Source organism: Methanoregula sp. (genome assembly GCF_041663825.1).
In the GTDB taxonomy this organism is placed as follows: Archaea; Halobacteriota; Methanomicrobia; order Methanomicrobiales; family Methanospirillaceae; genus Methanoregula.
In genome coordinates this window covers 50,746-74,740 of the sequence record NZ_JBAYLY010000003.1, presented here as the reverse complement: position 1 = coordinate 74,740, position 23,995 = coordinate 50,746, and the positions used below count along the sequence as shown (strand labels likewise).

The following is a 23,995-nucleotide window of genomic DNA, read 5'->3' as shown; positions in this document are numbered from 1 at the left end:
TCCAGGTGACCGCATGGACTTTTCTCTCTGGGAGCCGCACTACCGCGAGATCCTCGATTATTTTGGATTTTCCCGCGAGGATGATGAGAGAGCGGCTGCACTCCTTGCTACGCTCGTTTCCCGCGACGATCTCCCGGCACTTGCCGGGCTTGTCACGGGACGTGACATCGTGGTCTGCGGGAACGCCCCCTGCCTCATAAAAGAACTCGGCCGCATCCCGGAAGGGAGCGTGGTCTTTGCCGCCGATGCAGCGGCCGACGTCCTCTTCACTCACGGCATCCGGCCTGACGCGGTCTTCACGGACCTTGACGGAGCCACCGACCTGCTCCTGGAAATGAACGCAACCGGAACCATTGTGGTGGTCCATGCACACGGCGACAATGTGCCGCTCCTCCGGCACTGGACAAAAAAATTCACCGGCCCTCTTGTCGCCACTACGCAGAGCATACCGCTCCCGCATGTCCATAACTTCGGCGGTTTTTCGGATGGTGATCGTGCAGTCTTTGCCGCCGATGCGCTCGGTGCGAAAACAATTACGCTTGTCGGCTTTGACCTCGACGACAAAAATGTAGACCCGGTCAAGCGTGGAAAACTTATGTGGGCAAAAAAACTCCTTGCCCTGATCGGCCATGACGGTTGAGGGCGACAAAAACCGGGAGGCGGTGATCCTTGACGGGTACGTGGACGAGCCCGCATGCCTCGGCGTCCCGCCGTACATCTCGCCGTATATCCGGACGGTTGCGGGGGCGCTTGCAGTCCGGGGTTTTTCTGTCCGGTATTTTACCATCGACCAGCTCAGAAGCGATCCGCAGCTGGCAATACCGATGAACCGGGCCGGCATTCTTGTGATGATCGCAGGGGTGACGGTGCCGGGGAAATACCTTGGCGGCACTCCTGCCACCATCACCGAGTGCCAGCAGGTGGGCCATATGGTGAAGGGCCCAAAGAAACTGATCGGCGGTCCCATCGGCTTTGGGTATGCCGGCGAGGGCGGGAAAAAAGCCGTCCGGCAACTGATCACCGGATTTGACGCGCTGCTTACCGGAGAGCCAGCCGTGGCGCTCGATCGGTACCTTACCGGGGGAGAGCCCAACGGGGTCTTCGATTACGCCCTGACCGACCCGTGGAGCGTCGCGGGGGCCAGCATCATCACGCAGCACCCGGACTTCCCGTACGTGATGTGCGAGCTCGAGACCGCCCGGGGCTGCTCCCACGGGGCGACCGGCGGCTGCTCGTTCTGCACCGAACCATTCTATGGCCGGCCCCGGTACCGGTCCGTTGCCGGGGTTGCAGCCGAGGTTACGGCACTGTCGGCGAGCGGCGCCCGGCACTTTCGGGTCGGCCGGCAGCCGGATATCCTTGCGTATGGTGCCGGGGAGGGGGAGTACCCGGCACCGCGCCCGGATCTTCTCGAAGAACTTTTTTCCGGGATCCGGGCCGCAGCCCCGGATCTGAAAACGCTCCACATCGACAACACGAACCCGGCTACCATCGCACGGCACGAGGAGAAGAGCCGGGAGGCGCTTCGCGCCATCTGCCGGCATCACACGTCCGGTGATGTCGCTGCATTCGGTATGGAGACTGCGGACCCGGCCGTGATAGCGGCAAACAACCTCAAGGCGCAGCCGGACGAGGTCTTACGGGCGATAGAAATTGTCAATGAAGTCGGGGGGGCGAGAAAGGACGGGATCCCCGACCTGCTGCCCGGCCTTAACTTCGTCTGCGGGCTTGCGGGAGAGACCCCGGCAACCTACGATAAAAACGAGGAGTTCCTCGCCCGGGTGCTCGCGGCCGGCCTCATGGTCCGGCGTGTCAACATCCGGCAGGTGATGCCGTTTGAGGGGACACGGGCGTACACGGATAACACGCTCGGGAAGAACGAGCGGCGCTTTAAGGCATTCAAGGAGTATGTCAGGAATAAGATCGATCTCCCTATGCTCCAGCGGGTCTTTCCCATCGGGACCATCCTCCGCGATGTACGGATCGAGGTTTCGGGCGAACTCTCGTTTGGCCGGCAGCCGGGCTCATACCCGATCCTCGCGGGCATCCCGGTGAAGCTGCCCGTCCGCACCGTGATCGATGCCGTGGTGGTGGACTGGGGCATGCGTTCGATCACCGCCCTCCCGCTCCCGCTCAACGTCAACACCCTGCCAGTCTCAGCGCTCCGCTGGTTGCCCGGCGTCGGGAAGAAACGGGTGGCTGCCGTGATTGCGAAGCGCCCGTTTGCAGATATCGCAGAATTTAATAAAGTTGCGGGGAACTCGCCGCTCGATTTGCTTCTGGAATGTTAACACAAATAAAAAAACATCCAAATCATTACAACCCGACAATACGAATTCACTAGGACGATCGGGATACGTACCCTTTTAGTCTGGGAGGAATATGGTGAAAAAATCAAATCGGGGCTGGATGGCACTCAGTATCCTCTTCAGCCTTGTAGTTATCGTCATCATATTCGCCACAACCTTCAACGAAGAAACGATCGGCTACATCCTCGCATTTAACCTCGTATTTCTGGTCATTGCTATCCTGTTCCGGTTGCTTGCGCTGGTGATCTGGGGTATGCGGGTCCACCTGATGTCCGCTTCCCTTGGCTATCGTGTACCGCTCCCGTACTGCATCAACATGGTACTTGCCGGGCTGCTTGCCGGCACCATCACTCCCGGACAGGTGGGAAACGACCCGGTACGGGTGCACGAACTTTACCGTGGCGGCGTCAGGATGGGAGATGCCATCGCGGTTGTTATCATGGAACGGTTCCTTGACGGGCTCATCCTTTCTGTCATGGGAGTTCTTATCCTCTTTGTGATGCTGCCGTATTTCCTCGGCACGTTTAGTCCTGCCCTGGTAATCCTTGTTGCCTTCGCCCTGGTCTTCATGATCGGGGTCCTTGTCCTCCTGGTTCTCGCCATAAGATACCCGAAAAAAACAAAATCTCTCGTGATGAGGCTGGTTAACTGGGTGGTTGCCCGGTTCTTCAAATCCTCTGATACGGACCAGAAAATAACCGGGCGGGCAGAACGCGAGATTGAAAATTTTTTTGAGGGCACGACCCGGTTTACCGGACCTGCACGAAGGGGTCTTGTCGTCGGTGGAATCTTAACAGGACTTTTCTGGACGAGTGAGTTTCTGGTCGCTTCGGTTATTATGATGGGTCTCGGCCTTAGCCCCTACATCCTTGAATCCATGTTCTTCCAGATCATCCTTGCCATCATCATGATGATCCCGCTCACACCAGGGTCATCGGGGATCACCGAGCTCTCCACATCTTCGCTGTATGCACTGATCATTCCCTCAGGAATGATCGGGATCTTTGTCATCCTGTGGCGTTTTGTGACATTCTACTTAAATATCATTCTCGGCGCCGTTGCAGGACTTGCCATCTTCAAACGGGAGCTGAAAAACAAGGAAAAAGAGGAGGACAAGAGCCAGAAATCAGGATAAACAAGCGGGGTGGCTTCCCGGTTATACCCGCTCTTTTTCCGGGGGTTTATTCATCACGGTCTCTTCATCCGGGGCGCTCGTTTTGTATTCCCGCCGGGTATACGTATATTTTTTGGAAATTCCTCCGTCGAGGATGATACGATACCATTCATAGATTGTTTTCCAGAACCCGTACTGGTTATATCTCCGGAAATCGAACCCGACTTTCAGGTCGGGGTTAAAGACGACTTTTCCCTCTTTTCTCATCCGGGTCGCCACTTCAAGATCGTCCCCGGCATCCATAATCCTGTACATCCCGATGCGATTCAGGGTGTCATACCGGAAGATGGTGTTACAGCCGAGCGTGTAATAATACATCCGGGTGGCAGCCCCGAATCGTATCAGGAAATTGAACAGCAGGACATACTGCCGGTTTTTTGGCGTATCTTCAATCGAGGTTACCGGGCCAAAGGCAAGGACCGCACGGGGTTCCTGGAATGAAAAAAGGATCTGTTCAATCCAGTCATGGGCGACGATACAGTCAGCATCGGTTGTCGCAACGATATCATACTTCGCCCGGCGAAATCCATCGTTTCGCGCACCGGAGACCTTTTCAGATTCCTGGATAAATACAAGATCCGCGTACTCTGCTGCAATCTCCCGTGTCCGGTCACGGGAATTTCCATCAACGACGATCAGTTCATAGGAACTGCGGGGAACCGTCTGGCTGCACAGGGCAGACAGGCACCTCCGGATATTAGCCTCTTCATTGTATGCCGGGATGATTACGGATATCATGATGTGCCCTAATTCTGACAGGATCCTAAAGAATTGTCTTTAATTATTGGGATTAATCTTGAAAATAGTTATGCAGAAAGAAAAGATCTGGTACGTTAAGCGTGCAGGAATCCTTCGGGATTCTCTGCCTACATCTTTTTTAATTCTGTAACTTTCAGGATATCTGTCCGGGTCACGATCCCGACAATCCGGTCCTCATGCACGATCGGTATCCTGCCGATGTTCCGGGTTGACATGATCCGGAGGGCGTCCAGCACCGATGCCGTTGGTGGGAGGGTGACAATATCCCGGGTCATGATATCCTTTACCTGCATCGCTTCGCGGTCGATAGGCGAGGTGTGATTCACGTCCGCAAGTGTCACCATGCCCACGAGCATGTCGCGTTCGGTGACCGGGAAACCGAGGTGCTTGCTCGCGTACATCATGTCGATCACTTTTGAAAGCGGCATGTTTTCGGGCACCGTGGTCACCGGGGCAGTCATCATGTTGCCCACGGTCACATCCTGTAACAGGACGTTGTACTGGACGGCCGTCGATTCCATGCTCGCCCCGATGTAGATGAAGAGCGCGATCAGGATCAGGAACGGGGAGAAAAGGTAGAGGCCGATAATCCCGAAGATGACGGCGAATGCCTTGCCGACATTTGCCGCGATCCGCGTTGCACGGTCAAGCGGCATCTTGATCGCAAGCACCGCCCTGAGTACCCGGCCGCCGTCCATGGGGAAGGCCGGGATCAGGTTGAACGCAAAGAGGATGATGTTGAGCACGCCGAGGTACCCGAAGATGAAGACAAGAACGCCCTGTGTGGGAGCGTCGGCTGCCATCGCCGGGGTTATGTACACGAGCCCGCAGCAGAAAAGACCAAAGACGAGGCTCATCACCGGCCCGGCAAGCGCCATGGGGAGTTCTGTCCGGGGTTCCGGCGCCCCTTCGTCCATCTGGGCGACGCCGCCAAACATCAGGAGCGTGATGCTCTGCATTTTGATGCCTTTAGCCTTCGCGACAAGCGAGTGGGCAAGCTCGTGGACGAGCACCCCGAGAAAGAGCCCGAGTGCGACAAGCGTCCCGAGGATCCAGGGCATGAAACCAGAAGTTATTATGCTCGTATCGATCGTAACGTGGAAAATTTCTATGAGCATGTCCGTCGTGGACGTTATCTGGCTGCCGATAATGTACGCAAACAGCGGGATGACCAGCAGAAAGGTGTAGTGGAGCAGGATCGGGATGTCAAAAAGCCGCCCGATTCGAAGTGATCCGTCCATAAAGTATGGATTATCTTTTTAACCCATATGGTATATACTTTCATCTGATAACGATGGAAACCCAGATTACGGATTTATTCGGGCTTTCGATTTACACTGACAAGGGCATGTACATCGGAGAAGTCGACGATGTTGTCATCGATGTGGACTCTAAGAAGATCGAATCGCTTGTGGTGGGTAAGGTAAACGACCAGCTCTTCGAGCTCAAGAATTATAAGGGCCTCAAGATCCCCTACCGGATCATCAGCGCTATCGATGATATCGTGCTTATCCGCCACCTGCCGGGCGCGTTCGCATCCGGCACGATTGAGGAACAATAAACCGGGTTTTAGCAGTAACGATAGTCCGGGTGGTGCGGGGCCGCCCCCTTTTTTTCTCCGCATTGGTGGTATTCATGGAAAACCGGGAGATCTTTTCAAATCTAGCCACGATTTCCCCGGTCTTTGTCCGGCTCGATGGCCGCGCGTTCCACGGGCTGACCAGGAAGTTCGGGTTTGTAAAACCGTTTGACGACCGGTTCAATAATGCGATGGTCGAAGTCTGCCGGTTACTTGTCGGGGAGAGCGGCCTTACGCCGGTTTTTGCGTACACGTTCTCGGACGAGATCAGCCTGTACCTTACCGAACTTCCCTTCTCGGGCCGGGTTGAGAAGATCGATTCTGTCGCCGCTTCGTATGCGGCAAGCGCTCTCACGCTTGCGCTTGATGCAAAAGCACCGCTCGCGTTTGATGCGCGGATCGTGCAGGCAACCCCCGAGTCCGCGATCGAGTACATAACCGGCCGGCAGGACGAGGCATGGCGCGACCACCTGAATGCCTACTGCCAGCAGGCGCTGATCAGTGAAGGGATGGACGGGACCGACGCGGCAAGAAAGCTCAAGGGGATGCCGGCGCAGGAGCTCCACGAGATGATGCACAAGCGGGGTGTCAATCTCGCAAAGACACCGGCCTGGCAGCGCCGGGGAGTGCTTGTCTGCAAAAAGGAGATCGAAAAAGAAGGCTACAATCCGATCACAAAAGAGCACGTGACGGTGACACGGAGCATGGTTGTCACGGACCGCGACCTCCCGCTCTTTACGACACCGGAAGGGCAGGCGTTCTTGAAGAAGCTGATCGGTGGCACCGGTGGCCCGTAATCTCCGGCAGGTTCTCGTCCCGATAATCCCCCTGGATTTATTGATCCCGGCCGGACTTAAAACCAAAAAGCAGTTTTATGGAAGCGGTCAAAGATTCACCAGTACTGTCAATAGCACCCGGGACCGTTTTCCCTGTAATGTAACGAAGCGGGAAAGATTCCGTACACCGGCTCCCTAAAAAGACCGGGGCGCCGTCACCGGAAACTCATAAAAAAATAATCGGGGGAAGAGATGCAGCAGATTATCAGGACAAAAAAAGAGGATGGGCTCCAGGAGGTCACGGCCGATATCAGCGGGATCGAAGACGGTGCATGGATCCGCCTGTTCAATACCTCGGAGCCCGAACTGAAGATCATAGGCGAGACCTGTGGGATCCCCCTTGATTTCCTGAAAGCAGCGCTCGATGAGGAAGAGCGGCCGCGTATCGACATGGAAGACGGGGTCGTCCTTGTTGTTATCGATATCCCGACCGTGATGGAGAACGAGGGCATCCGCACCCTGACGACGCTGCCGCTCGGGATCATCATCACCGAAAAAAATCTCGTCACGGTCTGCAAGTACGAGACCCACATTCTTGATGATTTTATCTCGGGGAAAGTCCGCCACTTTGCGACGTTCAAGAAGACCCGGTTCCTGTTCCAGATTTTTTACCGGAACGCGTCCTCTTATTTGACGCACCTCCGCCAGATCGAGAAGTCGATCTCGCACATCGAGTCAGAGCTTCACAAATCCATGAAGAACGAGGAGCTCTTCCATATGATGGAGATGCAGAAAAGCCTGATTTACTTCTCGACATCGCTCAAGAGCAACGAGGTTGTGCTCGAACGGATCATGCGGGTAAAACCGCTCCGGATGTACGAGGAGGATTCCGAACTTTTAGACGATGTTATTATCGAGAACAAGCAGGCCCTTGAGATGTCGCAGATCTACCTGCACATCATCAACGGTATGACCGATACGTTTGCGACGATTATCTCGAACAACCTGAACATCGTGATGAAGTTTTTGGCATCCGTTACGATTATCCTTGCGATCCCCACGATGATTGCAAGTTTTTACGGGATGAATGTCGGGGATATCCCGCTGTCGGGCAGGCCCTTTGCCTTTGAAACGATCTTTATTATTTCGTTTATGATCTCGGCAGCGATGGGCGTTTTGATGTGGAGAAAGAAAATTTTTTAAATTTTTTGGCGTGTCTCATTTGCCCCATTGCGGGTGCGGGGTATATTTTTGGCCGGGATTTTTTTCTTTTCCTGCACGCGGGGCCAGACCTGATCTTTATCCCGTGCTCTCTTCCATGAGCCACTTCCAGACCGGTTGAATGGTGATGGTCGAATCACCAAGCTTTCGGGTCTCTTCCTGGTGGCTTGTCAGGATAATGCCTTCGTGCAACCCGAAACTGTCCATGGCCTCAAGAATCCCGCCGATCTCCCGGTCCTCGTTGTCGTTATTGAGTTCATGACATACCTGTATGGCCCGGGTTATTTTCCGGCCGCGCCTGATGATAAAATCGCATTCACGATCCCCGGAATAATAATACACTTCGCTGCCCCTGCGCAGCAACTCGACAAACACAATATTTTCAAGAAGCCGCCCGGTATTGGGCGAGGAAGAAAACCCATTGAGAATGCCAAACGCGGTGTCGATCATGTAGATTTTTCGCGGGGAGTTCAGTTGTTTTTTTACGGAATAGTCAAACCGGGAGAGCTCAAAGAACAGGTATGCGCCGGAAAGGTAGGAGACGTATTCCTTGACGGTGATCGCGTTTTTGAGCCCGAGCGTCTTTTTTAAGGAGTTATAGGTAAACGGGAGCGCGATGGACGAGGCGAGCATGCCGACCAGTTCCCGTACGAGCCGCTGTCTCCGGATGGAATACCGGGCAATGATGTCCCGGTAGAGTATATTGTCGTACAGCGTCCTGATGTAGTCGGGGTCGGAATTTTTGAGATATTCCGGCATCCCGCCGGTTTGGGTATATGTCTCAAATGCGGAAATGAGCCTGACCCGTTCTTCCGTCAGGTACGAAGAATCCCTGCCGGTATCGATCCTGTTGAACCGTAAGAATTCCGCAAAGGAGAACGGGTAGACGCTAAAGAGTTTGTATCTCCCGGTGAGCCGGGTCCCGAATTCCTGGCTCAGCAGTGCGGCGTTTGAGCCGGTGAGCACGACTTTCTTGCCCTGGTCCTGGAGCCGCCGGACAAAGGTCTCGAACCGGTCGATGTTCTGGATCTCGTCAAAGAAATAGATCTCAGGCACACCGTACACTTCGAAGAGGACTTCATTGAGCGTCTCAAAGTCTTCTGCGCGGAATGCCAGCAGACGCTCGTCCTCGAAGTTGATATAGCAGTACCGGGTTTTCTTCTGCATGATCTGTTTTAAGAGCGTTGATTTGCCGCACCGCCGGATCCCGGTGAGGATCAGCACCCGGTTGTCGCTGAATGCATCGAGAACCTCAGGAAGGATCGACCGTTCGATATAATCGCCGCCTTTTTCGATCTGGTTCTTCTGCTGGATCACAAGGTGACGCAGGATCTCCCGGGAACTCATACTAATTAGTAATTAGTAGATATACTAAAATGTTCTCATTGGTAATGAGTGCCCTGGTGTGTCACCGGGTTCATCCATGACGACCGGGGCCGGTATTTCCATGATCCCCGGTGACACCGGGTATTCCGGCCCCGTATTGGGCCCCGATTACCCTGTTTTTCCGGCCGGGAGGCACTCATGGGCTTAAAACCGGCACTAATTGAGGCGCTAAAGGGCTTTTTTACGCCGGAGAGACCCGGCACCTAATAGCAGCGTTCCAACAGCCGGGTTTTCCCGGGAGGTGCTGGCGGACGTGGGATCGAACAGAACGCGGATAGAGGGCTCCGGAGGGTATCCGGGAGAGTTCACGTCGGAGAATTTTTGCGGGAGGCACAATTTCCGATTGAGTTACCCTTTTAAAACCCGTTCCCGGATCGAGAGAAAAAACATCGAACCTCAAGGCCAGGTGCCGGTGCAGAGTCTCCGTCGGAGAATGAGTGCCTGCCCCCTACGGCCGGAGCGTTTTAAATGTGTTGAACTGCACAAAATGGCAAATTCCGGTACATATTTTTGGGGATTTGATAGGATTGGCCTCGGATTGGCGTATTTCGGACAAACTGAACCTCTGTGGTACGCTCATAGTCCCTTTTAATAAGAGGATCTCCCCCGGGATCGGATTACGGTACATAAATCTGAAAAGAAGGGGGGTTTCCGGATCGGATCCCGGTACTCTCGAATCTGCAAACATATCCACACCATAACCATATTAACTTTCCAAGTTAACCACACTACACTGTGGATAACGAGTACCTGATCCGGCTCATCTACGAATACAACCCCCAGCTGGCAGGGCATCCCCTCGCAGTCCCGGAGTTCCGGCGGGATCTCTACGCGGAGATACAGCCATGGCTTCCAAAAAAACAGGCAATCGCTATCGTGGGCCTGCGCCGGACTGGCAAGACCACGCTCATGCGCCAGCTCATGGAAGAGACGGGCAGGGAAAAAAAGGCGCTCTTCTTCTCCTTCGATGAAGAGGTGACGCAGAAGAAAGAGGTGCTGGTCTTTATTCTCGATTATGCGGTAAATACCCTCGGCGCTGCCACCATCTTCCTCGATGAGATCCATTACGTGGCCGACTGGGAAGGGACGCTCAAGCGCTACTACGACCAGAAAAACCTCAAGTTCATCGTCTCCGGATCGGAATCGCTGGAGATCTCGAAAGCGAAGGCCACGCTTGCCGGGCGGCTGGTCACATTCCCGTTAAATCCCCTGACATTCCGCGAATACCTTGCGATGAAAGGGCGGATCATCGAACCGGCGGGTGCGGCGCTTGACGATTTCGCCGCAACAAACCGGCTGTACCTCACGTGCATCACCGAAAAAGAGTACTTTGAACACGAATTTTTGGAATATCTCTACAAAGGCGCATTCCCCGAGCTCGTGAACGAAGAGGACAGCACCGTGATCCGGAAATATATCCATGATCTTGTTGTAAAAAAGATCATCTACCAGGATATCCCGGCAATATTTGATGTCAGGCGGCGCGACATCCTCCACGAAATGTTCCGGTACACCTGCGAGACCTCATCGAACCTTTTCGATATCCAGAACCTGTCCCGGATCTTTTCTGTCCATTACGAGACCGTGACAAGTTACCTCTTCTACCTCAGGATTGCATTCCTCGTCAGGGTCGCGGAGTCCTACACCGGCAGCCCGGCAAAACGGGCGCGGAAGAACAAAAAACTGTATGTTATCCACCCGTCAATCGCCTGCGCCGTCCTCGGCTACGACCGCACCCAGCTCATCGACACCGTTCTCGGCCGGTATGTCGAGACGCTCTTTGCCGGGGACTATTTCTGGCGGGATGCAAAAAAACGCGAAGTGGATGTTGTCCGGGAACGAGGTGGTACGTTGATCCCGATCGAAGTGAAATACCAGAGCCGGATCAGCCCGTCCGATGCCGGGAACATCCTGGCCTTCATGGATGCCCGCCACCTCCCGACCGGCATCATCATCACCCGGAACATGATGGAAAAGACCGCCGCCAGCGGTAAAGAGATCCTGTACATTCCCGCGTGGCTGGCTCTTCTCGCACAAAACCTGTAACCCGACACTTCCATGCGTTCCCGGAGACACCGGATATTCCGGACCCATATTGGGCTCCGATCACCTCCTTTTTCCTACCGGGAGGCACTCATGGGCCAAAAACAGGCACTAATTCAGGGTAAAAAGGGTATTTTAACGTCGGAGAGCCCCGACACCTAATAGCAGCGTTCCAGCGGTCGGGTTTTTTCGGGAGGAACTGGAGGATGTGGGATCGAACAGAACGCGGATATGGGGCTCCGGAGGGTATCCTGGGAAGTTCACGCCGGAGAATTTGTAGGGGAGGCAGAATTTCCGAATGATTTACCCTCAAAAACCCGTTCCCGGATCGATGAAAACTGTCGAACCACAGCCCCGGTGCCGGTGCAGGAGTCTCCGTCGGAGAATGAGGCCCTGCCCATTCCGGCCGGAGCGTTTTGAAGGTGTTGAAATGCACAAAACGGGTGCAGTTTTACACACATTTTTGGAATTCGACTGTATTGTCCCCGGATTGCCGTATTTCCGGGTAAATCGGGCTTTCGTAGAACGCTAATATACGCTTTTGGGAGGCAGATCTCCCTCCGGATCGGACTAGGATACCTGGAAATGAAAAGAAGGGGGGTTTTGGGAGTGTCCCCAAGATGTCGGAATTGTTACTATTTTCACTTTCGAGTTCCCCACATGCGTGGGGATGAACCGTTCCGCGAGTGCGACCGGGCTGTGCAGGAAACGAGTTCCCCTCAAACAAAAAAGGGAACGATCTCTCGCAATTTCCTTTTGTCATTCCCAGCAGAACCCCAATCATGATAGATCCCGGAAGGGAACGTCACGATTATGATGGACAAGCTTCCTTTATCCCGGGTGTACCGCTTCATTGAGCCGGGGCCGGTTGTCCTGGTGACAACGGTACAGAAGAAAGAGCGTCCCAATATCATGACTATTGAGTTATCACATGGTGATGCAGGATGGCATCCCTCCGCTCGTCGGCTGTATGATCGGGCCCTGGGATTACAGTTTTCGGGCGCTTCGCGCGACCGGGGAATGCGTGATCGCTGTCCCCACCGTCGATCTCGCCACAAAGGTTGTTGAGATCGGCAACTGCTCCGGTGCGGACATTGACAAATTCGAGGTGTTCGGCCTGACACCGGTCTCCGCAAAAAAAGTGAAGCCGCCGCTTGTTGCCGAGTGCCTCGCCAATTTCGAATGCCGGGTGAATGACGACAGCCTTGTCGACAGATACAACATGTTCGTTATGGAAGTGGTCGAGGCATGGGTCGATCCGGAGCGTAAAGAACGCCGGGTCATCCACCACCGGGGAGATGGCACCTTTGTCGTTGACGGCAGGGTTCTCGACCTTAAGAAAAAAATGGTGAAATGGCCTGCATATGTCCAGTGACCGAATACACCCGGTCCTGCCAGATTCCTCCGGAATCCATCATTGACCCGAAGCAATCCGGGCTCAATATGACCCCCGATTGCCCTTCCCTCACCCCAAACGGAGCCCGTATAGGGCTCCGTTTAAAAATACCCACAATTTGGGCTTATTTTCGAAATCGGACGAAATAAAACGGACCCGATAACGCGGTTTTTGGGCAGATCTCAAGGAAAAATTGCCACTTGGACGATCCAGAAAACAGAGGCCGCCAGAACACGAATATGGGGCTGTAAAGGGCATTATATGGGGCTCAATATGGGCTTATTTTTGCAAACGGGGCAGATAAATTGCTGCATTTCCGGAAAGATTGAAACGGGCGATTTTACGGGCGTTTCCGGTACTGCCCCGGATGTGAGATATTGCATTAAATGGGCTGCCTCCCCCCTTGGGGAGAGTGGGGGGACCCTCAAAACTTATCAAAACGATTCAGAAAAATGGTATGAGCACAGGTTTTCTCCAGTGCAAAAAAAGAGATTTGGTGATTACTGAAATAGAAGCCACCTTGAGTTTATCATGGTGGTCGTTATTAAGGAATCATTAAAAAATTATTCAGAACCTGATTTGAAACGGCCATATTTTTTATGAGCCTGTTCGATGGTCATAATGTCCAACACTTTTACGACATTTTCTTTATCGTAAATCCGGTAAAATGCAGTCCACGATCTCCCGATGTGCAGCCGGTAAAGAATATAGCCCCCCCGAAGACAGAACTTTTCTTTATCCCCTCGTTTCCCCGGATAGGGATCTTCCTTGAGGGTATCCAGTTTTTCTTTGGTTATTCTTCGGCTTTTTTCATCGAATCCGTTGATCTTATCGATCTGTTTTTGTTCGATGAGAAGGGCAAACGTCAATCTTTAATCTCCGAGAGTGGGACAAATATTCCCTCTTCTTCAATGCGCATCATATCAGATGCAAGCCGATCCTTTTTTCGCGCCTCAATCAAATCTTCCAGAAGTTCTGTGTAAGTCTGGCCGGCTGAACGCATTTCTGAAAGTTCCTTCCATACCGGTTCTGTTACCGGGATTCTCTTCACTGCTGGCATGATCATATTGTAAACATTGTAAATATGAATACGTTTGTCTTGTTCCTGTTTCGCCTCATCTATTGCCCGATTTTTGATCTCCATCAGCATCAGTACTTCTCTAAATTTTCCTTTACAAACATCAGAATTTTTTTGATAGGACTTACCGAAGCGATTCCCGGCCCACGTCTTTTAATGCCCCAGCTACCAGTTCGATGATGTTCATGGCCCCATCAAAGAGGGAGGGGTCGTGCTCGACAAAGACGACTGAATGGCCGGCTTCCCTGAGCATGGTAAGGAGCTGGTGGGCAGTAAATGCCCGGCGGATCTCAAAGTTGGTCGATGACCGCTGGATGCCCGACAGGATGCGGGAGTAAATCTCCCCTATGTAGAGGAACAGGAACCGCTGGAGATCCGCGTTGCTGTTGAGTGCCGCAACCATCACCTTCTCTGGAGCGATCACGGCAGAAAATGTTCCCGGCTGGAGCGCCAGTCCCTTGCGGATCTCGATCTGCATAGCATCGGATCACTACCCCACTGAGGGAGATAAGGATCCGGCCATGTGCGGTGCGAAAGTGATCCTTAACCTGATGCCGGCGCAAGGTTCCGAGCGATCTACCGGATGCTCAAGGGCTACGAGAGCCAGGGGAAGAATTACACGGGCCTTTTAGAGAAGTGCCCGGCACTTTCGTTCACCGACCGGACCGTGATGCTAAAGGAGGACGAAGGTCTCTCTGTCCGGCGCCGGACCGAGGCGTTCACGTGGAGCCGCGAGATCTACCGGCAGTGGGCGAACGGCGGGGCCTGCTGGCTCGACCGCGATCTGCACGATGACCATCACGATCACGATGGCGATCACGATGATGACGACAAGGACAATAAAAAAGAGCAAGGATGACGAAAAGTCATTTACAGCATTACAGCACGTTTACAGCAGTTTTACAGCAACTGCTGTAAATCAAAATGGCAAACCGGTGCGCCCGGTTCCAGCAAAGAAGAGTATTCTGATAATATTTCTGTACTTAGAGAATGTCATTTACAGCAAAACCGGAATTATGGAGGTGACAAAAATTCCGGAAAAACTGCAGATCAGTGTCTCCATGATTCTGAAATTGCTGTAAACAAAAATCGATCTCGGACCGGAGCGGCAAAGATCGCGAATCCGGCCCCGCAAACTCCTCCGGGTTCTTACAGCACGTGCTGTAAAACTGCTGAAATGAGCCCGGATCCGGACCCCTCTGCTGTAAACAAAGATCGGGTCCGGCCCATCAAGGCCCGCGACTACAAAAAACTCGAGATCCCGGACCCCAACGGACCTTCGAGTAAATCCTCACGAGAACAAGGATTAAAAACCAATTTGTCGCGTTCGATCTGCCGACCACACATAATGAGACGAAAATACCGATATCTTTCATCAGGTCTTTTTTTAAAACGTGCCGGTTCGTCCATTCCACTGTGCGGCTCACGGCAACCGGGAACCCGGGCTGTGTCGGGCATGAATGAGTAAAAGCCCCGTATATCTCAGATGCGCCTCTCGATATCCGTCAGATGTAAACGTTTATTGGGTATGCTGTATACTGTATACCATATGCAAGCGGCAAAATCAACAGCACGGCGGGGACGGCAGGTGCCGGTAGTCCGTGTCCCGGATCCTCCCCACAAGCCCCGGAAACGAAACCCGGCACAATTTACCGATTTAGCAAAAGAACGGCTGGACCATGTCAAGCAGGTTGAACGACTGGATACGTACAACGATGCAATAGAGTTCCTGTACCGTGCATGGCGGAAAAATCTTCCCGAATGCGGGGGAATGATGCCGGACCTGCCGGAGTTTGTACGGGATGAGGAGGATGATCCCTATCGCATACCTTCTTGATACGTGGGCATGGATAGATCACCTGAAAAATAACAATCCGGCAGTCTCTCTGATCCTCCGGGGAAATGAACCGGTGTTTACATCAGTTGTTACGCTGACAGAGATATTCATTCTCAGTCAGCGGGGAGGTGGCCGTGAACAGGGCGAGCGTGCTGTCCGGTTCATCAGCGAGGGTAGTCGCATTCTCCCCGTAACCCCGGAAATCGCGATACGTGCCGGGACGTATGAAAAAAAGAAGTTTGCCGGCGGGATAGCTGACCGGCTCATCCGTGCAACCTCTGAAAATAACAATTTACTGCTCGTGACCGGTGACCAGCATTTCAAAGGCCTGGCCGGCGTGCAGTATCTCGGGAAAAAATAACCTGTATCTCACCCTCTTTTTATGGGGTTATTCTCAAACGGAATCCCAATCCTGATATATCCCTCACGGGAAAGTGACGATCATGATGGACAAGCTTCCTTTATCCCGGGTGTACCGCTTCATAGAACCGGGGCCGGTCGTCCTCGTGACAACGGTGCAAAAGAAAGAACGTCCCAATATCATGACTATTGAGTTATCACATGGTGATGCAGGATGGCGTCCCACCGCTCGTCGGCTGTATGATCGGGCCCTGGGATCACAGTTTTCGGGCGCTTCGCGCGACCGGTGAATGCGTGATCGCTGTCCCCACGGTCGATCTCGCCACAAAGGTGGTTGAGATCGGCAACTGCTCCGGTGCGGACATTGACAAATTCGAGGCGTTCGGCCTGACACCGGTCTCCGCAAAAAAAGTGAACCCGCCGCTTGTTGCCGAGTGCCTCGCCAATTTCGAATGCCGGGTGAAGGACGACAGCCTTGTCGATAGATACAACATGTTCGTTATGGAAGTGGTCGAGGCATGGGTCGATCCGGAGCGTAAAGAACGCCGGGTCATCCATCACAGAGGGGACGGCACTTTTATCATTGACGGCAGGGTTCTCGACCTGAAGAAAAAAATGGTGAAATGGCCTGCATATGTCCAGTGACCGAATACACCCGGTCCTGCCAGCTACCTCCGGAATCCATCATTGACCTGAAGCAATCCGGGCTCAATATGACCCCCGATTGCCCTGCCCTCACCCCAAACGGAGCCCGTATCGGGCTCCGTTTAAAAACACCCTCAATTTGGGCTTATTTTCGAAATCGGACGAAATAAAACGGACCCGATAACGCGGTTTTTGGGCAGATCTCGAAGGAAAAATTGCCACTTGGACGATCCAGAAAACAGAGGCCGCCAGAACACGAATATGGGGCTGTAAAGGGCATTATACGGGGCTCAAAATGGGCTTATTTTTGCAAACGGGGCAAATAAAATGCCTCATTTCCAGAAAGATTGAAACGGGCGATTTTACGGGCGTTTCCGGTACTGCCCCGGATGTGAGATATTGCATTAAATGGGCTGCTCCCCCCTTGGGGAGAATGGGGGGATCCTCAAAACTTATCAAAACGATTCGGAAAAATGGGATGAGCACAGGTTTTCTCCGGTGCAAAAAAAAAAGATTTTACTATTTAGTTCGCTTTCGAGATCCCGATTGTCATTGCGATCCCTTCAACATCCCACTCTTTGATGAGCTGGTACGCAGATGTTGCCGGTTCAGTTGCATTATGCAGTGACAAGTTCTTTGCCCGGACCTCTTCCGCAATCCCGGTCTTCCAGCCCCCGCTGACAAGATCACAGATCCGTTTATCCGCAACCGACACATCGGCCGTGATAAAGTCCTCGACCGCGAGATCGAGCTGCCGGCGCATCTCCTGGATCCGGCGGATCACTTCGCGGGCATAGCCTTCCGCTTCAAGGTCTGGCGTGAGTGCCACGTCCACGTACACGGTCGCGTCCTCCATGGGTGCGGAGAAGATATCGGCCGGAAGTTTTTCCGTGAAGGTCACGTGCTCTGCACCGATCTCGTACTTCGCATCGCCACTCACGAGTGTATAGGTCTGCCCGGCACCGGTTGCGATCCTGATCGCATTACCGTCAGCGGCTTCGATGAGCCCCTTGACCGTAAACGCGTTCTTGCCAAACCCTTTCCCGAGCGTCTTCATCACCGGCTCCGCGTGCCAGCCGATCCGGTCCCACCGGCCCATCACGACCGTCACCTTGCGGGCGTTGGCCCGGTCCATGCAGATCGCATTGAGCCGGGCGACAGCATCCTTGACCTCTTCCTTTGCGGTCACGATTACGACTTCGTCGACCGGCCAGCGGAGTTTCCGTTTCCCGGCCTGCCGGGCGTTCTGCACCGCGTCGTCAAACGAGCGGGCGAGTTCCATTGCGTGCTCCAGTTCCGCGTTAACAAGCGAATTGTCGCAGGCTTCCCAGTCGAGCATATGCACGCTTGCCGGGTCGTTTTTGCACCGGAGGTTGCCGTAGATCTCCTCGGTAATATGTGGGCAGAAGGGGGCCATCAACGCTATGAGCCGGCGCATCACGTAATAGATTGTCTCGTAGGCAAACACCTTCTGTTCGGACTCGCCTTCCAGCCACATCCGGGGCCGGACGAGCTGGACGTACCAGCGCGAGAGATCTTCAAGGATGAAGTTGATCAGTTCGCGGGTCGCCCGGTGGAGCTGGCACTCCTTTGTCGCCGCGTCCACGATGCCGGCGACCGTGTTCACCCGGGAGATAATCCAGCGGTCCTCGTCGGGAAGTTCGTGGAGGTGCGAGGCGATATATGCCTTGTCCCAGATCCCGTCCTTTGACTGCGGCTCGAAATGATCGAGGATCATGTACGGCATCGGGAACCGGTACACGTTCCAGAGGATGTTTACCGCACGGTTCACGGTTGCGACCCCGTCCCAGTTGAACTTCAGGTCGTCCCACGGTGCCGATGAAGAGAGCACGTAGAACCTGAGCACGTCAACGCCGACTTTTGCTACCACTTCCTCAGGGGATACCACGTTCCCAAGGCTCTTTGACATCTTCTTTCCCTCGGCATCGAGAGCAAAACCGTGCATGCAGACGCTCTTGTACGGCGCTTTCCCGAATGCAATCGTGCTTGCGCCCAGCTGCGAGTAGAACCAGCCCCGGGTCTGGTCCTGGCCTTCAGTGATAAAATCAGCCGGCCAGAGTTTCTCGAACTCTTCAGTCTTTGCCGGGAAGCCAAGCGTCGCCCACGACGCAACCGCGGAATCAAACCAGACATCGAAGATGTCCCCGACCCGGTGCATCGTACCGCCGCATTCGCAGGGGACCGTCACCGAGTCCACGAACGGGCGGTGGGGATCGGGCACGGTTGTTCCGCTCGCCTTTTCAAGTTCCGCAATGGTGCCGATGACCCGGTACTTGTCGCACTTATCGCAGACCCAGACCGGGATCGGGATGCCCCAGTACCGCTGCCGGGAGATACACCAGTCCCGGGCCTCCTTGATCCAGTCATAGAACCGGGCGCTGCCTGCCCATTCGGGATACCACGTGACCTTTTCGACCTCGGAGAGCATGAGATCCCGGATCTCCGAGGCCTTCAGGAACCACTGCGAGGTCGCCCGGAAGATGATCGGCGTCTTGCAGCGCCAGCAGTGGCCGTACCGGTGAGTGATTTTTTCTGTCGCAAGCAGGTGGTCACCCAGCGCATCGAGTACGTCCTGGTTTGCATTCCGGACAAATTTCCCGGCAAAAATTCCTGCCGCAGGCAAAAACTTCCCGGCACCGTCAACCGGGCAGACAATGGCCAGTTTCTCCTTTGTCCCGAGCACGTAGTCGTCCCAGCCGTGGCCCGGTGCGATATGCACCATACCGGTATTCTCCATCGCGACAAAATCCGCGGCAACGACCCGGTGCGCAATCTCGCGCTGGAGCGGGACCTGTTCTGCGAGCGGGGAGTCGTACTCCCAGCCCAGCAGTTCCGCACCTTTCTTGGTCTCTAAGGTCTTGAACTTCTGGTACCGCCCTTTCTTGAGTACCGGTTTGACGAGGTCTTCTGCCACCCAGAGGAATTCCTCGCGGCCGTTCTTCTCGGCGTGGACTCTTGCGTAGACAAACTCCTTTCCCACCGCAACCGCGACGTTTGCCGGCAGCGTCCAGGGTGTCGTTGTCCAGATAACGAGTGACTCGTTTACTTTACCCTTGATCGGGAACTTCACAAAGACCGAGGGGTCGGTCTCGTCCCAGTATTCAACCTCGGCGTCCGCAATCGCCGTTTCGCACCGGGGGCACCAGTTCACGACCCGGAACCCGCGTTCCAGCATCCCTTTCTCCTCTGCCCGGGCAAGCGTCCACCATGCCGCTTCCACGTATTCGGGCTTGATCGTCTGGTACGCGTTTTTGAAGTCCAGCCAGACCCCGAGGCTCTCGAACTGGGTGTCCATGAGTTCCTTATTCTTGATGGCAAATTCCCGGCACTTGTTGATAAAATTCCCGATCCCGAAGGTCTCGATATCCTTTTTCGAGGCAAACCCGAGCATCTGCTCGACCTTGACTTCAATCGGGAGGCCGTGCATATCGTAGCCCGCACGGTCGATCACATTACGGCCGTTCATCCGCTGGTACCGGAGGAGCGAGTCTTTTATGATCTTGTTCCATGCGGTGCCCAAATGGATCTGCCCCGTGGTGTACGGCGGGCCGTCAACAAAAAAGAATGCCCTGCCGGCACTCCGGTGCTGCTTTACTGCCTTGTAGGTCTCGTGGGTGCGCCAGTATTCCTGCACCTCGCGTTCTATCTCCTTTGCATTGAAGTTCGCGGTGACTTCCTTCACAAAATCCCTCTGTTACGATGGCGGGATGCCCAAACGTATCGATGAATGTTGTCCCTCTATGACAAAGTAGTTTTCTTGTACCAGCCGGTTTTTACCCGGGGCCTCCTGTAACGGCAGTCGGTCAAAATCACAACCTATCTATAGAATTTTAAATATAGTGAGCTTCATGAAACCATCTTTTGCTCTTATGAGTGTTGCCGTGCTGGTCATCCTGCTTGCATGCATTGCCGGCTGTACCACGACATCCTCCCCCCCGACAGCCACGGCACCGGCCTCGACCGCATCCGGTGCCACGGCAAATGCACCTGCGGCCGGGACGGCTGCACCGGCGACTGCGTCAGCCGCAACGTCCGGCATCGACACAACGGTTTCCGTCCACTTCAATGATTATGCATGCATCGATCTCCAGAAGGCGCTTGGCGTGGAGTACCTGTATCCCGATGAGAAGTATACGGTCTGGGTCACCACGCCCGGTTCCGGCACGATCACCCCGAATCTCCTGGTTGTTGATGTCACTGACAACACGAAATTCGGTGCAGTCAAACCCGCCTGGGACACCGTGCAGAAGACCTGGTCCTATGAGGGTATCGTCCCTCTGGTAAAAATTATCGATGTCACCTCTCCCCAGACAAAGACCCTGACAATCAAAAACCAGGGACACTATTATCTCTGCATCGATGACCGCAAGGAAGTCGGTGTCAGCGATGCCGTATACCAGGTGCCGGTCAAAGTGACCCGGGCCTGAAATTTTTTTGTGCCCGTATCATTTTTGTTCCGTTACGGCATACCGACAGCACCGGCCTTTTAAAAAATACCTCCCGGGTATATCCATAAGATCAATTGTTACCGGCCGGTCATCCCTGTATATCAGTTTCCTGTAGTTTTACGTCGTCTGACCCGTCAGTTTTTTATGGATCCCGTAAAAATGCTGTACTGGAAAAAACCCGTATCTGCTCCTTTACGGTCGGGGACTGGCTGTAACGTAAAGATGATACGCATGAAAGGAGGGTGAAAGGAATGGATGTACAAACCTATCCGGTCCTTGTCGGAGGGAAAAAGAAAGAGACACAGGAGATCACCAGCATCCGGTTCCCTTATACCGGCGAGATCTACGCCACGGTCTGCCAGGCCGGCAATGTCGAGATTAAAGCGGCAGTCGCCGCGGCATCCCGGGGGTTTGAAGAAACACGACGGCTCCCGACCCACGCCAGATCGCGGATCCTTGAGCGTCTTTCTGACCAGATACATGCCCGTGCAGATGAACTCGTGGATGTGTTGATCCTTGAGGGTGGAAAAACCCGGAAGTTTGCGACGACCGAAGTCGCCCGGGCCGAGACGACCGTCCGGACTGCCGCAGAAGAGGCCCGGAGAATCTACGGTGAGATCATACCGCTTGACTGGGGCGGGGACAGCGAGGGCCGGACCGGGTATCTCAGGCGCTTCCCGCTCGGGCCGGTGCTGGGGATCGTTCCCTTTAATTTTCCCTTGAATCTCGCCTGCCACAAGCTTGCCCCGGCGATTGCGGCCGGTGATTCCGTCATCCTCAAACCGGCATCAGCCACACCTATCTCAAGCCTGCTTCTCGGGGAGATGGTACTCGAAGCCGGGCTGCCGCCGGATGCGGTAAGCGTCCTTCCCTGCCCGGCCGGGAGGGCCGAACAGCTCGTAAAAGATCCCCGCATCGCGTATCTCTCGTTTACCGGCAGCTGTGCGGTCGGGTGGCACCTGAGGGAGATCGCCGGGAGGAAAAAAGTCGGGCTCGAACTGGGCGGGAACGCGGCCGTGATAGTACATGAGGATGCAAACCTCGGGTATGCGGCATCCCGGATCGCAACCGGTGGTTTCACCAACGCCGGGCAGGTCTGTATTTCCGTGCAGCGGGTGTTCCTGCACCGGCCGGTGTACGACCGAGCCCGTGCGTTGATTCTCGAAGCAGTACAGAAACTTCTGGTTGGCGATCCCCGGGACCCGGCGACCGATGTCGGCCCCATGCTTGACCGGATAAAAGCCGAGCAGGCGTACGTAAAAGTAGAGGAGGCGATCCGCCAGGGTGCCCGCTGCCTTGCGGGAGGAACGCTTGAGGGAACGATGTTTACTCCGACCGTTCTTGAAGGCACGACCCCGAAGATGCGGGTAAACTGCGAAGAAGTCTTTGCGCCGGTGATTTCGCTTCTCCCGTACGATACGTTCGCAGACGCGATCCGCATGGCAAATGACGGGGATTACGGGCTCCAGGTGGGCATCTTCACGCAGGATATCAGCCGGGCGCTCCACGCATTTGACGAGATGGATGTCGGCTGCGTGCAGATCAACGATATCCCTACGTTCCGGGCCGATCACATGCCGTATGGCGGGGTCAAAGGATCTGGCCTGGGTCGCGAGGGCCCACGGTACGCGATTGAGGAGATGACCGAGCTCCGGTTGATGGTGATCAACCGGCAGGGTGGAATGGAAACCTGAACTACCGGGAGTTATTCCTGCAAAGTGCCCTGGTAAAAAAGATCCCTGCCGGGGGATTACCAGAGGATGATCTCGACCTCGCGGCCGGTCTCGATCCCCTCGCTTTCAGCCGGGACACGGATCACGCCGTTGCTCTTTGCGAGCGTATTTAAGAGCCCGGATTTTCCGAAGAGCGGGGTTGCAATCCCGTCCTTCACAGAGACCCGGATATAGTCTTCCCGACCCTTTGTTGACGGCACGTTCATTGCGAGTTTTGCCATCACCGTCACCGGTTCCGGTGCGGCACTGCCGGTCATGTCATCGAGCAGGTGCCTGACGATAGCGACAAGGACGATAAATGTTGCAGCCGGATGGCCGGGCAGCCCGATGACCGGGACCGTGCCACACTTCCCGATGATCGTGGGTTTTCCCGGCGCAATGGCGACCCCGTGGATCAATACCTCACCCCTTTCTGCGATGACGGCTGCTGCCATATCCCGGTCGTCTTTTGAGCTTCCACCCGAGATCAGCACCGCGTCGCATTCCCCGACAGCATGGGCAAGTGCTGCCTCGAAGGTGGCCCGATCGTCCCTGACAATCCCGTACGTGACCGGGATGCACCCGTGGTCGCGGACGAACGCGGCGATCACGTAACTGTTGACGTCCCGCACCTGGCCGATCATGGGGATGTCGGTGACCGGTACCAGTTCATTTCCTGTAGAGAGGATGCCAATCTTCGGCCTGCGGGTGACCGGGACATCTGCGCACCCGACAGCAGCAAGAACACCCACATCCTGTGCCGAGAGCCGGCGCCCTTGGGGAAGGACAACCTCTCCCTTTTTAAAATCCTCGTTGTACTGGATCACGTTCTCATTGTGTGCCACCGCTTTTTTTACAAGGATTTCATCGCCGAACGGCTCGGTGTTTTCTGCCATCACGACCGCGTCGGTCCCCTCCGGGAGGATACCCCCCGTGGGGATGTAGATGCACTCCCCGGGCTTTACCTGTCGGTCCGCAGTCTGCCCCATCTGGATCCTGCCCCGAAGGGTGAGCATCGCGGGCACTGAATCGCCGGCGCCGGTCGTATCGGCAGCCCGCACCGCGTACCCGTCCATCACCGACCGGGTAAATCCCGGGATATCCACGTCCGCATGCACGTCAGCGGCCAGCACCCGGCCGCATGCTTCGGCAAGGGGCACCGTCTCCTCTGGCACCTGCCCGGAAAGGCGGTGCACGGTCGCGACTGCTTCACTTACCGGGACAACGGATAAAAAAAGGCTCATTTGACCT

General features: G+C 54.8%; 22 protein-coding genes. 14 read left to right on the top strand and 8 right to left on the bottom strand.

Annotated elements, in window-relative coordinates; genetic code table 11:
- Nucleotides 1-13 precede the first annotated feature (13 nt).
- The 3 genes from WCX19_RS02420 to WCX19_RS02410 all read left to right on the top strand — a co-directional run bounded on the left by WCX19_RS02420 (nucleotide 14) and on the right by WCX19_RS02410 (nucleotide 3,444).
- Nucleotides 14-640, top strand: a complete 627-nt coding sequence (locus WCX19_RS02420; protein WP_373004455.1) for a 6-hydroxymethylpterin diphosphokinase MptE-like protein — start codon at nucleotides 14-16, stop codon at nucleotides 638-640.
- Nucleotides 630-2,291, top strand: coding sequence for a radical SAM protein (locus WCX19_RS02415; RefSeq protein ID WP_373004452.1), 1,662 nt, complete (start codon nucleotides 630-632; stop codon nucleotides 2,289-2,291). Before WCX19_RS02420 ends, WCX19_RS02415 begins: the two co-directional genes overlap by 11 nt.
- A gap of 118 nt (nucleotides 2,292-2,409) precedes the next feature.
- Nucleotides 2,410-3,444 carry a YbhN family protein gene (locus WCX19_RS02410; RefSeq protein ID WP_373004449.1) on the top strand — a complete coding sequence of 345 codons (1,035 nt, stop codon included), beginning with the start codon at nucleotides 2,410-2,412 and terminating at the stop codon, nucleotides 3,442-3,444.
- A 21-nt stretch (nucleotides 3,445-3,465) separates the two neighbouring features.
- Here the strand turns inward: WCX19_RS02410 and WCX19_RS02405 are convergent, their stop codons facing one another.
- Complete coding sequence (locus tag WCX19_RS02405) at nucleotides 3,466-4,221, bottom strand: glycosyltransferase family 2 protein (protein WP_373004445.1); 756 nt, start codon at nucleotides 4,219-4,221, stop codon at nucleotides 3,466-3,468.
- A 128-nt stretch (nucleotides 4,222-4,349) separates the two neighbouring features.
- Nucleotides 4,350-5,483, bottom strand: a complete 1,134-nt coding sequence (locus tag WCX19_RS02400; protein ID WP_373004441.1) for a CBS domain-containing protein — start codon at nucleotides 5,481-5,483, stop codon at nucleotides 4,350-4,352.
- A gap of 53 nt (nucleotides 5,484-5,536) precedes the next feature.
- On the opposite strand from WCX19_RS02400, the gene WCX19_RS02395 reads away from it, so the two are divergent.
- From WCX19_RS02395 to WCX19_RS02385, 3 genes are all read left to right on the top strand, one after another.
- Nucleotides 5,537-5,803 carry a PRC-barrel domain-containing protein gene (locus tag WCX19_RS02395; RefSeq protein WP_292424967.1) on the top strand — a complete coding sequence of 89 codons (267 nt, stop codon included), beginning with the start codon at nucleotides 5,537-5,539 and terminating at the stop codon, nucleotides 5,801-5,803.
- Between the two features lie 74 nt (nucleotides 5,804-5,877).
- A complete protein-coding gene (locus tag WCX19_RS02390) occupies nucleotides 5,878-6,618 on the top strand; it encodes a tRNA(His) guanylyltransferase Thg1 family protein (protein ID WP_373004438.1) in 741 nt (246 codons plus the stop codon).
- 231 nt (nucleotides 6,619-6,849) lie between these two features.
- Nucleotides 6,850-7,800, top strand: coding sequence for a magnesium transporter CorA family protein (locus tag WCX19_RS02385; RefSeq protein WP_373004435.1), 951 nt, complete (start codon nucleotides 6,850-6,852; stop codon nucleotides 7,798-7,800).
- A gap of 96 nt (nucleotides 7,801-7,896) precedes the next feature.
- On the opposite strand, the gene WCX19_RS02380 is transcribed toward WCX19_RS02385, so the two are convergent.
- Nucleotides 7,897-9,165, bottom strand: a complete 1,269-nt coding sequence (locus tag WCX19_RS02380) for an ATP-binding protein (protein WP_373004432.1) — start codon at nucleotides 9,163-9,165, stop codon at nucleotides 7,897-7,899.
- Nucleotides 9,166-9,939: 774 nt separating this feature from the next.
- On the opposite strand from WCX19_RS02380, the gene WCX19_RS02375 reads away from it, so the two are divergent.
- Nucleotides 9,940-11,250 carry an ATP-binding protein gene (locus WCX19_RS02375; protein WP_373004429.1) on the top strand — a complete coding sequence of 437 codons (1,311 nt, stop codon included), beginning with the start codon at nucleotides 9,940-9,942 and terminating at the stop codon, nucleotides 11,248-11,250.
- A gap of 928 nt (nucleotides 11,251-12,178) precedes the next feature.
- Nucleotides 12,179-12,622 carry a flavin reductase family protein gene (locus WCX19_RS02370; RefSeq protein ID WP_373004427.1) on the top strand — a complete coding sequence of 148 codons (444 nt, stop codon included), beginning with the start codon at nucleotides 12,179-12,181 and terminating at the stop codon, nucleotides 12,620-12,622.
- Nucleotides 12,623-13,206: 584 nt separating this feature from the next.
- Here WCX19_RS02370 and WCX19_RS02365 read toward each other — a convergent pair.
- From WCX19_RS02365 to WCX19_RS02355, 3 genes are read right to left on the bottom strand one after another with little or no spacing between them, the layout of a single operon-like run.
- The gene (locus WCX19_RS02365; RefSeq protein ID WP_373004424.1) at nucleotides 13,207-13,512 is read right to left on the bottom strand and encodes a type II toxin-antitoxin system RelE/ParE family toxin; all 306 of its coding nucleotides are present in this window, start codon (nucleotides 13,510-13,512) and stop codon (nucleotides 13,207-13,209) included.
- A complete protein-coding gene (locus tag WCX19_RS02360) occupies nucleotides 13,509-13,793 on the bottom strand; it encodes a hypothetical protein (RefSeq protein WP_373004421.1) in 285 nt (94 codons plus the stop codon). The genes WCX19_RS02365 and WCX19_RS02360 overlap by 4 nt, the downstream gene beginning before the upstream one ends.
- 52 nt (nucleotides 13,794-13,845) lie before the next feature.
- Nucleotides 13,846-14,199 carry a hypothetical protein gene (locus WCX19_RS02355; RefSeq protein WP_373004419.1) on the bottom strand — a complete coding sequence of 118 codons (354 nt, stop codon included), beginning with the start codon at nucleotides 14,197-14,199 and terminating at the stop codon, nucleotides 13,846-13,848.
- Nucleotides 14,200-14,304: 105 nt separating this feature from the next.
- On the opposite strand from WCX19_RS02355, the gene WCX19_RS02350 reads away from it, so the two are divergent.
- The 4 genes from WCX19_RS02350 to WCX19_RS02335 all read left to right on the top strand — a co-directional run bounded on the left by WCX19_RS02350 (nucleotide 14,305) and on the right by WCX19_RS02335 (nucleotide 16,563).
- Entirely contained in the window at nucleotides 14,305-14,580 is a 276-nt protein-coding gene (locus WCX19_RS02350) for a hypothetical protein (protein ID WP_373004416.1), read from the top strand.
- A gap of 690 nt (nucleotides 14,581-15,270) precedes the next feature.
- Nucleotides 15,271-15,558, top strand: a complete 288-nt coding sequence (locus WCX19_RS02345; RefSeq protein WP_373004413.1) for a hypothetical protein — start codon at nucleotides 15,271-15,273, stop codon at nucleotides 15,556-15,558.
- Nucleotides 15,533-15,919, top strand: coding sequence for a PIN domain-containing protein (locus tag WCX19_RS02340; protein ID WP_373004410.1), 387 nt, complete (start codon nucleotides 15,533-15,535; stop codon nucleotides 15,917-15,919). Before WCX19_RS02345 ends, WCX19_RS02340 begins: the two co-directional genes overlap by 26 nt.
- A gap of 200 nt (nucleotides 15,920-16,119) precedes the next feature.
- Nucleotides 16,120-16,563, top strand: a complete 444-nt coding sequence (locus WCX19_RS02335) for a flavin reductase family protein (protein WP_373004407.1) — start codon at nucleotides 16,120-16,122, stop codon at nucleotides 16,561-16,563.
- A gap of 523 nt (nucleotides 16,564-17,086) precedes the next feature.
- On the opposite strand, the gene ileS is transcribed toward WCX19_RS02335, so the two are convergent.
- Nucleotides 17,087-20,266 carry an isoleucine--tRNA ligase gene (ileS, locus tag WCX19_RS02330; protein ID WP_373004404.1) on the bottom strand — a complete coding sequence of 1,060 codons (3,180 nt, stop codon included), beginning with the start codon at nucleotides 20,264-20,266 and terminating at the stop codon, nucleotides 17,087-17,089.
- Nucleotides 20,267-20,432: 166 nt separating this feature from the next.
- Between ileS and WCX19_RS02325 the strand changes: the two genes are divergently transcribed.
- Together WCX19_RS02325 and WCX19_RS02320 are read left to right on the top strand one after the other, a co-directional pair.
- A complete protein-coding gene (locus WCX19_RS02325) occupies nucleotides 20,433-21,011 on the top strand; it encodes a hypothetical protein (protein WP_373004401.1) in 579 nt (192 codons plus the stop codon).
- A 272-nt stretch (nucleotides 21,012-21,283) separates the two neighbouring features.
- Nucleotides 21,284-22,726: an aldehyde dehydrogenase family protein gene (locus WCX19_RS02320; protein WP_373004398.1), complete on the top strand. Its 1,443-nt coding sequence runs from the start codon at nucleotides 21,284-21,286 to the stop codon at nucleotides 22,724-22,726.
- Between the two features lie 56 nt (nucleotides 22,727-22,782).
- On the opposite strand, the gene glp is transcribed toward WCX19_RS02320, so the two are convergent.
- The gene (glp, locus tag WCX19_RS02315) at nucleotides 22,783-23,988 is read right to left on the bottom strand and encodes a gephyrin-like molybdotransferase Glp (RefSeq protein WP_373004395.1); all 1,206 of its coding nucleotides are present in this window, start codon (nucleotides 23,986-23,988) and stop codon (nucleotides 22,783-22,785) included.
- Between the last annotated feature and the right edge of the window lie 7 nt (nucleotides 23,989-23,995).

What these genes read in the sequence shown, in the direction of transcription:
- WCX19_RS02420 (WP_373004455.1), top strand. Translation starts at nt 14, where the DNA reads ATGGACTTTTCTCTCTGGGAGCCGCACTACCGCGAGATCCTCGATTAT.
- WCX19_RS02415 (WP_373004452.1), top strand. Translation starts at nt 630, where the DNA reads ATGACGGTTGAGGGCGACAAAAACCGGGAGGCGGTGATCCTTGACGGG.
- WCX19_RS02410 (WP_373004449.1), top strand. Translation starts at nt 2,410, where the DNA reads ATGGCACTCAGTATCCTCTTCAGCCTTGTAGTTATCGTCATCATATTC.
- WCX19_RS02405 (WP_373004445.1), bottom strand. Translation starts at nt 4,221, where the DNA reads ATGATATCCGTAATCATCCCGGCATACAATGAAGAGGCTAATATCCGG.
- WCX19_RS02400 (WP_373004441.1), bottom strand. Translation starts at nt 5,483, where the DNA reads ATGGACGGATCACTTCGAATCGGGCGGCTTTTTGACATCCCGATCCTG.
- WCX19_RS02395 (WP_292424967.1), top strand. Translation starts at nt 5,537, where the DNA reads ATGGAAACCCAGATTACGGATTTATTCGGGCTTTCGATTTACACTGAC.
- WCX19_RS02390 (WP_373004438.1), top strand. Translation starts at nt 5,878, where the DNA reads ATGGAAAACCGGGAGATCTTTTCAAATCTAGCCACGATTTCCCCGGTC.
- WCX19_RS02385 (WP_373004435.1), top strand. Translation starts at nt 6,850, where the DNA reads ATGCAGCAGATTATCAGGACAAAAAAAGAGGATGGGCTCCAGGAGGTC.
- WCX19_RS02380 (WP_373004432.1), bottom strand. Translation starts at nt 9,165, where the DNA reads ATGAGTTCCCGGGAGATCCTGCGTCACCTTGTGATCCAGCAGAAGAAC.
- WCX19_RS02370 (WP_373004427.1), top strand. Translation starts at nt 12,179, where the DNA reads ATGGTGATGCAGGATGGCATCCCTCCGCTCGTCGGCTGTATGATCGGG.
- WCX19_RS02360 (WP_373004421.1), bottom strand. Translation starts at nt 13,793, where the DNA reads ATGCTGATGGAGATCAAAAATCGGGCAATAGATGAGGCGAAACAGGAA.
- WCX19_RS02355 (WP_373004419.1), bottom strand. Translation starts at nt 14,199, where the DNA reads ATGCAGATCGAGATCCGCAAGGGACTGGCGCTCCAGCCGGGAACATTT.
- WCX19_RS02350 (WP_373004416.1), top strand. Translation starts at nt 14,305, where the DNA reads ATGCTCAAGGGCTACGAGAGCCAGGGGAAGAATTACACGGGCCTTTTA.
- WCX19_RS02345 (WP_373004413.1), top strand. Translation starts at nt 15,271, where the DNA reads ATGCAAGCGGCAAAATCAACAGCACGGCGGGGACGGCAGGTGCCGGTA.
- WCX19_RS02340 (WP_373004410.1), top strand. Translation starts at nt 15,533, where the DNA reads ATGATCCCTATCGCATACCTTCTTGATACGTGGGCATGGATAGATCAC.
- WCX19_RS02335 (WP_373004407.1), top strand. Translation starts at nt 16,120, where the DNA reads ATGGTGATGCAGGATGGCGTCCCACCGCTCGTCGGCTGTATGATCGGG.
- WCX19_RS02325 (WP_373004401.1), top strand. Translation starts at nt 20,433, where the DNA reads ATGAAACCATCTTTTGCTCTTATGAGTGTTGCCGTGCTGGTCATCCTG.
- WCX19_RS02320 (WP_373004398.1), top strand. Translation starts at nt 21,284, where the DNA reads ATGGATGTACAAACCTATCCGGTCCTTGTCGGAGGGAAAAAGAAAGAG.
- glp (WP_373004395.1), bottom strand. Translation starts at nt 23,988, where the DNA reads ATGAGCCTTTTTTTATCCGTTGTCCCGGTAAGTGAAGCAGTCGCGACC.